We start from the raw sequence: 9,344 nt of genomic DNA, 5'->3' as shown, positions 1-9,344 counted from the left end.
CGGGCGCTGCCATCCGGAAGCTGCACGACGCGCCGCTGCCGCCCCGGCCCGGCCGGAGCATCGTCGCGCCGGCGGCGGAACTCGACAACGAGTGCGAGTTGCTCGTGGCGAACGGGCTCCTGCCCGCCGACCTGGTCACCCACAACCGCCAGGTCGCCGAGGCCGCGCTCCGGCCGTGGACTCCGGCGTTCACGCACGGCGACCTGCAGATCGCGCACGTCATCGTCGACGGCGACGAGGTAACGGGCATCATCGACTGGTCCGAGGCGGGCCAGGGTGATGCCCTGTACGACCTCGCCACCTTCACGCTCGGACACGAGGAGCACCTCGACGACGTCGCCGCCGGCTATGGCACCGACATCGACCTCGACGTGATCCACGCGTGGTGGTCGCTGCGAAGCCTGCTGGTGGTTCGCTGGCTGATCGAGCACGGCTTCGACCCGTTCGCGCCGGGCTGTGAGGTCGACGTACTGAGATCCCGGATATGAGGGCTGCGCGGGCCCGACTGCTACGAGTGCGTTCTGACGCATCGAGCAGGCCGTCCCCTGGGGCGCATCGTCTGCGCTGACTCCCGACGAAGTGCGGTGCGCAGTCGTCGCCGGCAGATGACGGCGCAGCCGAGGGTGACGAACGCGTGGTGGATGTCGTCGCGGATCTCCCCGCGCATCCCCAGGCGGCGGAACCAGTGCAGCGCGATCGCTCCTTCCACGACCCAGCCCTACACGCCCAGGCCTGGGGCCGTGCCCGGTGCCGCGCCGGGCGAGGTACGGGGTTAAAGCGACGCCACCGGCATCCCGCTCGCCGCCCCCTGACCGGCTGCGCCCGCAACGATGTCACTCAGTTCATCCCGCTGCTCGAAGCGGTTCCGCCTGCGCGGGGCAAGCGAGGGCGGCCCCGGCTCCGCCCGGACGTGGTGGTGGGCGATCGTGGCTACGACCACGACAAGTACCGCCGACTGGGCTGGGGTCTCGGTGTGAAGCCGCTGATCCCCCGCCGGGGTAGCGAGCACGGCTCCGGCCTGGGCACCCACCGCTGGGGCGTGGAGCGCGCGTTTGCCCACCTGCACCGGTCCCGCCGCCTGCGCTCACGCCGTTGACCGGTTCAGCAAGTGGGAGGAGGGGACTGCGGGGCGGGAGCGCAGGCTGCTTCCTGGGCTGCCATGACGTCATCGCCGTACTCGAAGGCCCATGCGCCGACGGCGTCGATGGGCACCAGCAAGGTCCGGCCCAGAGCGGTGAGTTCGTACACGACCCGTGACGGTGCGTCGGGGCGAGGATGCCGATCAACCAGGCCGTTGAACTGCAACCGCCGCAGAGTCTCGGTGAGGACTTTGGAGCTGATACCGCCGATCCTCTCCCGTAGTTCGACCGGGCGCCTGGGGCCGTCGCGCAGCGCCCAGAGCACCACGGCGTTCCAGGTGTTGGAAAGCAGGTCGAAGGCGAGGCGGGCGCGGCAGTCGGCGAGGAAGGCATCGGTCGTCACGTACCAGATGGTGCCCGAACGGCCCTCTAGCGTCGGTGCGAACGGTGGAACCAGGCAGGGAGAGGGAACACGGGATGAGAATCGGCGTACTGGGAACGGGCAACATGGCCGACGCGCTCGCCACCCACTGGGTGCGGGCCGGGCACCAGGTGACCATCGGGGGACGGAACCCACACAAGGCGGAGCGGCTCGCGACGCGCATCGGAGGCGGCACGAAGCCTGCCAGTCTGCGCGCGGCGGCCGAGTTCGGTCAGGTGGTGTTGGCCGCCCTGCCCTTCGGGGCTGGAGCAGACGTGGCACAGGAGCTGCGCGCGGCCCTGCAGGGCAAGGTGCTGCTCGACTGCTCCAACCCGGTCGGGCCAGGCTTTCGGCTGCTGACGCAAGGAGGCCCCTCGGCCGCGCAGCAACTGGCCGCCGCGGCACCGGAAGCCCATGTGATCAAGGCCTTCAACCTCTGCCACGAGGACGTGTGGCGCATGCGGCCGCCTGTCTTCGATGGGAGGCCGCTGGCCGTGCCGGTCTGCGGGGATGACGAGACGGCCCTCGCACGGGTACACGAGTTGGTGCAGGACGTGGGCTGTGAACCGGTGGCTGGCGGCGGTCTCGAACGTGCGGGACTCGTGGAAGCGACCGCCGCCCTGTTCATCGCGCTGTGGGTCGGCGAGGGAGCGGATGTCCAGGCGATCGCCCCTCCGCTGGCATACGCGGCCGGACCGGGCAACCAGGAATCGGAAGGCGGCACGGGGGCTTTCCGTGCAACTTCGCCGACTCCCAGTTCACGAGCTCGCTGCACATCCTGGTCGGCGTCATCCTGATCTGGCTCTCGGTCGCGCTCGGCTCACCGAGTCGGCCGTGGCGGGCTGCCGCACCGGTTCGGGGTGGTTCTTGGGTGCGGCAGCCCCTGATGTCACGAGGGGTAGCAGTCGCGCACCGGGTCCGTCTCGCTATAGATGGCGGTGTCCTTCATCCAGCCGTACTGGCCGTTGTCGGCGACGGTCCTGAGCCAGCGTGTCGGGTGCGGCCCGCCCACGTGAGCCTGTCCGTCCAGCTTGCAGTAGAACCAACTCGGATTGGAGTACATGGTGCCGACGACGGCGTTGGGGTTGGGATACAGGCGGCTGTTCCCTATCGATCCGTACACCGGGGCACCGGAGACGTTTTCACACCAGTACTTGTTGCCATCGGCGTGCGACCAACAGCCGGAGGCGGCGGATGCGGACGGCGACGCGACGGTCGTGCCGATCGCCGCAGCCAGGCCGGCGGTGGCGAAGAGCCATCGAAACCTCATCTGAACGTTCCTTTCCCTGTCAGGACATGTGTGTGCGTGGTGCGCGGTTCTCTCTGGGCTCAGCCGCAGATCTGGCGCCCCCGCTCGCCGTACGGATAGGCCGTGTTGACACCTGTGTCGGCGCTGCCGGTTCCGCAGGAGCGGGTGTTGGAGGTGTAGACCATCAGGCTCCACTCGATGGTGCCGACCTGACTGGTCGTGTTGGGCAGACAGACAGGCGCGGAGGCGAGGGTCTTGGCGTTCGAGGAGCAGCCGGTGGCGGCTGGGTCCGCACCGTCATAGGGGCTGGCGGCCTGGGCGGCTGAGGCACCCTGCAACGTGAGAACTGTCGCGCAGACGGCTGCAGCGAACGCCATCGCCAGGGTTTTGCGGCGGCCGCCGATGTTGAGCTCGAGCATCCGTGGATCCCGTTCCGCTCGTTCTGTTCCTGCCCATGCGCGTATTCCTTGGAATCACCGCGGACTTGAGCACAGGGGAACATCCGGCAAGTGATTGTCCGGATGACTGATGTAGATGTTGGAGATGTAGCCGCCGTACTGGGGCAGATATGCCCACCAGTCGTTGATGTACGGGGGCACGGAGACGGACTGGCCTTTCTTCTGGCAGCCCACCAGTACCTCCACCCCGTCCGGCAGTCGGGTCAGCACGTTGTTCCCGATGCGCGGTTCGCTGCGGACACTGACCTGTGAACTCCACGTTCCGTACCACTTTCCGGACGGCGTGACGCCACCGGGAACGTTCAGTGAACGGGTCAGCCGCCCCATGTCCGTGAAAGCCTTCCCGTAGGAAGTACCGACCGGGTGCAGTGTGTAGACAGCCACGATGGAGCGGTCACCGGCGCCTACGGTGCCTGTGGAATGCAAGGCCGGGCGGGTCAGGTTCACGGTCGCGGCGGCGGGGCCGACGTCGGCCGCCGTCCTGGGCGAGACCGTGCTCGTGGGGCCGCACGTGCCCTCCGGGTACGAGTCGCCCGACCAGCCCTGCTTCACGGCCCAGGGACGGTTGAAGGCGCCGGCGACACCGAAGTGCTGGTCGAATTTGTCCGACGCGCAGCGGGTCGACCGGCGAAGGTTGTCCATGACGAAGTTGCGTACGGGTGCGGGTGCTTTCTCCAGGATGTAGCGGTAGATCGTCACCGTGTCTCGGGCCGACATGGCGGTGTAGCCCCAGAAATTCGCGTCGGCAGGGGGCTCCGTGTCGCTCAGGTCGAGGCGGTCGACCATACGAGTGACGATCGATGAATAGCCGTGGTTCGACCAGTAGTAATTGGCCGCATCGTCATCGCTGCTACGGAGCATGGGTTCCAGCCAGGCGCGGTCGGCGGTCGGAATGATGTAGTCAGGACCTCGGTTCCAGAGATGGTCCAGGGCCATCAGCAGTTTGACGACCGAGGCCGAACGGAATTGCGTGCCGGAGTTCAACTGCTCGGTGAAAGTGCCGGTCTGCCGATCGAAGACGGCGACCCCGGCGGTGACGCCGGCGGGCACGACGGCGCTTGATCCTCCGACCGACGAGGTGTCCTCGGGTCGTGTCGGTGCGGCCGCCGCCGGAGGGGAGACCGCGGCACCGACGCAGGCCAGGGAGACAAACGCCGTCACCATGGTGAGGAGGCTCCGGCGTCTGTGGCCTGCGGTGGCTCTGATGGAGGCAGTGCAAAGCATGTCGTCATCGACCTTCACGCGGGGAGATGGCAAGGCGCGGCCAAGGGGGCTGGCTGACACCGGTGGCCGTGGTGCGGTTCGCCCGGTCGCCGAAGACGCGGTACCGGTGTGCCCTGCCCTGCGTCAGGGGCACTGGCGGATCTGCTGCTTCCAGACGTCGGGGTTTCCCGTGTTCAGGTACCAGTCGTTGACATAGCCCCAGCGGCTGTTGGGAAGCTCGATGGACATCCAGTAGCGGTAGTTGGGGTTGTCGTAGGCCCCGTCACCGAGCCTCCAGCAGGACAGACCGACCTCGTTGCCGTTGTACAACCTGCTGTAGGCAGCCTCGATGGAGTCGTAGCCGTAGCCGGGGCCCCGGCGCACCAACAGATACGATCCCGGGTCGATGCCGGTGACCGTGGTGCAGGGAATCCGACTGCCGGATCTTTCGCACTGGTGGATCGCGGCGTTCGCAGGTGCCGCCGTTCCCAGGAGCGCCGCCACTACGGCGACCGCCGTGGTCGCGGTGGCCAGCATCTTCCTGTGTCCCGTACTCATGTCTGGTGTGCCCTTTCGCTTCGGTCCAGTCCTGCACCGAAGCCTGCCGACCCGCGAGGCAATCCGCGCCCCCTTTCGGTCAGGGCCGAAAGCCGGTGGTACGGGCCGCCTGCGGCCACGACGGCCGCTGCATCGATCACGCGCATTTTCCTCACCACTGGCCTCCTGACAAAGGGGATGTCGTTGTACGACCCTGGGAGGGCCACTCCGCGGACCGGGCTGACCACCGGACGAGCAGTGCGTACGCAGCAGTTGATCGAGGGGGAAAACGGGATGAAGACACGCCTGCTTTGTGGCGTGAACCGTGTGCCGGAGAGGAACAAGGGCCTCCGGACGGCCGGAATCGGAGACGACCGCCCGCCGGAGTGAAGGCCGCGTCCAGGACGACCGCAGCCGGACCACACCGGCCGGAGCACCTGCTCCCGGGAGTCCGCATAGGCGGTCCGTCGCCACGCCCGCCGTGCGAGCGGTGACGCCGCTGTCCGCGCGATGCGTTCCGCACGGCGGCGGGCAGCCCGCGTCATCCAGGACACACCTGCCGGACGGCGTGTCCCGACACCGACCACCACACGGGGGAAACAAAGTGCTGCGCATTCACTTCACGGACGGGGACCTGGCCCGCGTCCATCTGGCCCGGGAGCCTGACCCGGTCTGGGAGACCCTGCTGGGTCTGCACCACCTCACCACGCCACGGTGCGGACTGCCGGTCTTCACCCCCTGGCGGCGCGACGCCCGCGCCAGAGTGGCCGAAGGTCACCTGGCGGGCCCGGTGCGGATGCTCTCCACCCTTGCCCCGGCTTCGGCGGGTTACTGGCCCGACTTCCTGACGCCCAGCGCCTCGGCCGATGGCATGGAGGCCGCGCTGGAGGCACTGCGGGCAACTCCCCAGCCGCAGCTACGCCAGGAGATGGACCGGCTGGCCGAGACCCACCCACTGCCGGGCTGGGCACACCGCCTCGCCGGGGGCGAGCCGCACCGGATGGAGGAGGTCGCGACGGCGTTCCGTCTGGTGCACCGTACGATCATCACGCCTGACTGGACCGGGGCCGCCAGAACCACCGAGGCCGACCGGGCCCTGCGGACACGCGTCCTGTGCGATCGTGGTGTGCACGGACTGCTGGACTCCTTCCGTCCACTGATGGACTGGCAGCCGCCCGTGCTGCACGTGCGCTACCCGGAAGACCGGGATCTCCACCTCGGCGGACGCGGCCTGCGGCTGATCCCCTCGCACTTCTGCTGGAAGACCCCCATCGCTCTGGCCGACGCCTCCCTGCCCCAAGTCCTGGCCTACCCCGTCACCCACCCCCCGGCCTGGGCACCGTCCGTCACCCGCGACCGGCGCCCCGAGGCCCTGGCCACCCTGCTCGGCCGGACCCGCGCACGCGTGCTGGCCGCTCTGGACACCACCGCGACCACCGGAGAAGTCGCCCAACGCCTCAACATCTCCGCGCCCTCGGCGAGCGAACACATCACCGCCCTGCGAGAGGTCAGCCTCGCGCACAGCCAACGCACCGGCTCCCAGGTCTTACACACCCTCACCCCGTTGGGCACCGCCCTGCTCCGCGGCGAACTCCCGCCGCACCAACCGGCGGTCCAAGAGGGCGGTTGATGATTCCTTGAGCACTTCTGTCGTCGCCTGGTGGGTTGGGGGGGCGGCATCCGCTGGTCCGCAGCTGATGGCCTGTTGGGGGCGGAGGCGGGGGGTGACCGTCGGCGCACACGCACATCGCGGCTGCTCCGCAGAGAGTGAGCCGGCGCCGCAGCCACGGACCTGTGCCGATCAGGTTCCCCCTGAGCCGCACCACTTGTGGGCCGGCAGCTGCCCTGCGCGGCCATCGTCGACCGCTACGAGTCCCACTGATCGCAGACACTCGCCGTGTCGGAGCCGGGGCATGGCACACGAACAGACCCCGTACCTGAACCCGAAGCAGGCGGGTACGGGGCGCTGTTGGCGGGTGTCCTCCATCGCCACCACCTGAGCGAGGTGTGGCCTCAGGCCCGCAGCCGCACGCCCGCCCCGCCCACCATCGTCCGATGCCGAGGAGCCCAGATCCTCCTCGGCATCGAGGCGACACATCCATTCGCCGGGGCCACAGGACAGAACGGTCACCCGCGAAGTGCGGGGCTAGTTCTTGCTGTTGTCCACGATGACCGGCGTGCCGCCCGAGTCCGTACCGCACGGCACCGCGTACACCGGGTTGGCCTTCGCGGCCTCCTTGTAGGCCTCCAGGCACTGGTTGTACAGGACCTTGTCGCTCAGCGACTTCTCGATGATCTTGTTGGCGGCGGCGATGCCCTCTGCCTCGATCCGCTTGCGCTCCGCCTCCGCCTTGGCCGTACGCTGCCCTTCCTCGGACCGCTCGGTGGCCTGCTCCTGCTGGATCTTCTTGTCGATCTGATCCTGCAGCTTGTCCGACGGCTTCACATTGCGCAGGTTGACGGCAGTGATGTCGATCCCGCGAGGCGCCAGGCGCTCCTTCATGAGGTCCTCGATCTCCGAGCCGATCTGTTCGCGCGCGGAGGCGTAGCCCTCCTCACTGGTGTGCTTCGCGAAGACATTGCGGATGATCTCGCGACTGTCGGGCAGCACCAACCGCTCCTGGACGGCCTCCTCACTGCCCGCCAGCCGGTACAGCGCCACTGCCTTCGCCGGCACCGCCGCCCACTTGATGGTGACGTCCGCGTACAGCACCCCGCCCTGTGAGGAGCGGACCTCGACCACGTCCTTGTCGTAGAGGTTGAGGTCCACCGGGCGGGTGGAGAAGGACGTGACCTCGGTGAACGGCGACTTGAACTGGATGCCGGAGGTCAGCGGCGTGCCGACCTTGCCGAAGGTCACCGGCACACCGACCTCGTAGGCGCTCACCACATGGACGCAGGCGAACACACCGGCCAGCGCGCCCCCCACCGCGCTGAGCACCGCCCCGAGCTTCCAGCCCCCGCCGTCACGGCCACGACCGACCAGAAAGACCACGACTGCCGCTATGAGCAGCAGGATGGACAGCACGAACATGGGTAGCCCCCTCCAGAAACGGATCCGCGCCGCCTCGGGGGCGACGCGCAGCGCATCGTAACGAGCCCTGCTCCCCCACCCGTACGCAACCCCTGCAAGTTGTCCACGCCACAGATCCACTTCAGCCTGGTCATGTTCTTCTTCCGAACCGGCGGGATCTCGGCGTCGTCACCGTGGAGTCTGCCGTCCCGCCTCCGGTCGAGGGCGGGATGCACGAGGCCGCCCGCCTGCTCCCGCCGACGATCGGAAGCTTCGCCTGGGCCCGGAAGGCCAACCACACAGGCTGCCAGTCCCGTGCATCGGGGGCGCCCGAGTAGTGCGAGCGCTCATGATGGAGCGCTCGCGAGACGGCACGTCAGTCCTTCAACCCCGCCGACGTCTTGGCGCAGAGGTACGGACGCGCGAGCAGCAGGCCGGTGCCGGTCATGACGATGCCGAAGTAGACCGGCGCGAGGTGGATGAAGTCGGTGTAGTGGATGACGCCGTGCACCACGACAGCCGGCAGGAAGCCGGCGGCCGCCGCCGCGGCCAGGCTCCAGAACACCCAGGCCTCACCCCGCCGCCAGCCCCACGCGCTGAGCAGAACGATGGCCACCGCGGCGGCCATCAGGGCGCCGCCCAACCCCGCCCGGTCGTGGGCGACGAACGACACGAGCCGGGGGTTCACGCTTTCCAGCGTCTGCGTGCCGGTGCCCAGGAAAGCAAGGTCGGTCGTTACGAAGACGCTGGTCAGACCAACCACCGAGATCACCGCTCCGCCGACGAACAGCCCCGCTCCCGTGACGATCAGCAGCAGCTGGCCGACCAGCGCCCGTCGGCGCTCCGGCTCCGGCCCCTCGGGCGCCAGGCGCCATCGCGGTACGTGCGGGGTCCGACGGACCGCGGCCACGAACATCGGGAACAGCACGATGGTGGTGGCCGTGTGCAGGGGTTCCACGAAACCGGTCGCCAGGAAGTAGAACAAGGTGGGGAAGCCGATCGCTCCCGAGAGCAGATACACCTCGCGGGCCCAGGGCCAGCCGCATCTGATCCCGCCCACGGCGAGGCCCGTGTAGAGGGAGCCGAGCGCCACCATCGTGCCGGCCATGGTGATCCGGTCGTGCTGGAGGAAGTGCACGAGGTGGTGGTTGGCGGCATGGAGTTCGTGCAGCGTCATGCCGAGGTAGTCGCGGTCGTACCAGAGCAGCACCGGCCCGAGCGTGATGACCGCGGCGCCGAGTCCGGCGCCGGTCATACCGAGCCCGACGAGCAGCCCCCACCACCAGGCGGGCCAGCGGCGGGGATCGCGGCCGACGTCCCGCAGCCGCGGAGCGGGCGCGGTGGGCGTGGCTGCCTCGGCCACCCGTGCGAACCAGCCGGGTCC

Annotated in this window: 9 protein-coding genes and 2 pseudogenes; 4 read left to right on the top strand and 7 right to left on the bottom strand. The window is 68.8% G+C overall.

The window, feature by feature from the left end:
- Both AWZ10_RS31540 and AWZ10_RS48400 read left to right on the top strand, forming a co-directional pair.
- On the top strand, positions 1–488 hold a 488-nt coding region (locus tag AWZ10_RS31540; protein WP_159058411.1), incomplete at its 5' end, for a phosphotransferase.
- Positions 489–779: 291 nt separating this feature from the next.
- Positions 780–1,090, top strand: a pseudogene (locus tag AWZ10_RS48400) (transposase); the annotation flags it as partial.
- Positions 1,091–1,101: 11 nt separating this feature from the next.
- Here the strand turns inward: AWZ10_RS48400 and AWZ10_RS31530 are convergent.
- Positions 1,102–1,482, bottom strand: a complete 381-nt coding sequence (locus AWZ10_RS31530; RefSeq protein ID WP_060892664.1) for a winged helix-turn-helix transcriptional regulator — start codon at positions 1,480–1,482, stop codon at positions 1,102–1,104.
- A gap of 74 nt (positions 1,483–1,556) precedes the next feature.
- On the opposite strand from AWZ10_RS31530, the gene AWZ10_RS31525 reads away from it, so the two are divergent.
- Complete coding sequence (locus AWZ10_RS31525) at positions 1,557–2,297, top strand: NADPH-dependent F420 reductase (protein WP_060892663.1); 741 nt, start codon at positions 1,557–1,559, stop codon at positions 2,295–2,297.
- 92 nt (positions 2,298–2,389) lie between these two features.
- On the opposite strand, the gene AWZ10_RS31520 is transcribed toward AWZ10_RS31525, so the two are convergent.
- The 4 genes from AWZ10_RS31520 to AWZ10_RS31505 all read right to left on the bottom strand — a co-directional run bounded on the left by AWZ10_RS31520 (position 2,390) and on the right by AWZ10_RS31505 (position 4,968).
- Positions 2,390–2,770, bottom strand: a complete 381-nt coding sequence (locus AWZ10_RS31520; protein WP_060892662.1) for a hypothetical protein — start codon at positions 2,768–2,770, stop codon at positions 2,390–2,392.
- Between the two features lie 59 nt (positions 2,771–2,829).
- On the bottom strand, positions 2,830–3,168 hold the full coding sequence (locus tag AWZ10_RS31515; protein WP_060892661.1) for a hypothetical protein: 339 nt from the start codon (positions 3,166–3,168) through the stop codon (positions 2,830–2,832).
- A 54-nt stretch (positions 3,169–3,222) separates the two neighbouring features.
- Positions 3,223–4,371 carry a hypothetical protein gene (locus AWZ10_RS31510; RefSeq protein WP_060892660.1) on the bottom strand — a complete coding sequence of 383 codons (1,149 nt, stop codon included), beginning with the start codon at positions 4,369–4,371 and terminating at the stop codon, positions 3,223–3,225.
- 183 nt (positions 4,372–4,554) lie between these two features.
- Positions 4,555–4,968, bottom strand: a complete 414-nt coding sequence (locus AWZ10_RS31505; protein ID WP_159058410.1) for a hypothetical protein — start codon at positions 4,966–4,968, stop codon at positions 4,555–4,557.
- Positions 4,969–5,551: 583 nt separating this feature from the next.
- Between AWZ10_RS31505 and AWZ10_RS31500 the strand changes: the two genes are divergently transcribed.
- On the top strand, positions 5,552–6,577 hold the full coding sequence (locus tag AWZ10_RS31500) for a winged helix-turn-helix domain-containing protein (protein WP_060892658.1): 1,026 nt from the start codon (positions 5,552–5,554) through the stop codon (positions 6,575–6,577).
- A gap of 516 nt (positions 6,578–7,093) precedes the next feature.
- Here AWZ10_RS31500 and AWZ10_RS31495 read toward each other — a convergent pair.
- Positions 7,094–7,981 carry a prohibitin family protein gene (locus AWZ10_RS31495; protein WP_060892657.1) on the bottom strand — a complete coding sequence of 296 codons (888 nt, stop codon included), beginning with the start codon at positions 7,979–7,981 and terminating at the stop codon, positions 7,094–7,096.
- 355 nt (positions 7,982–8,336) lie between these two features.
- A pseudogene (locus AWZ10_RS31490) lies at positions 8,337–9,344 on the bottom strand (hypothetical protein); the annotation flags it as partial.

Origin of the sequence: Streptomyces europaeiscabiei (assembly GCF_001550375.1) — a bacterium.
In the GTDB taxonomy this organism is placed as follows: domain Bacteria; phylum Actinomycetota; class Actinomycetes; order Streptomycetales; family Streptomycetaceae; genus Streptomyces; species Streptomyces europaeiscabiei.
This window is presented reverse-complemented; position numbering and strand designations above follow the sequence as displayed.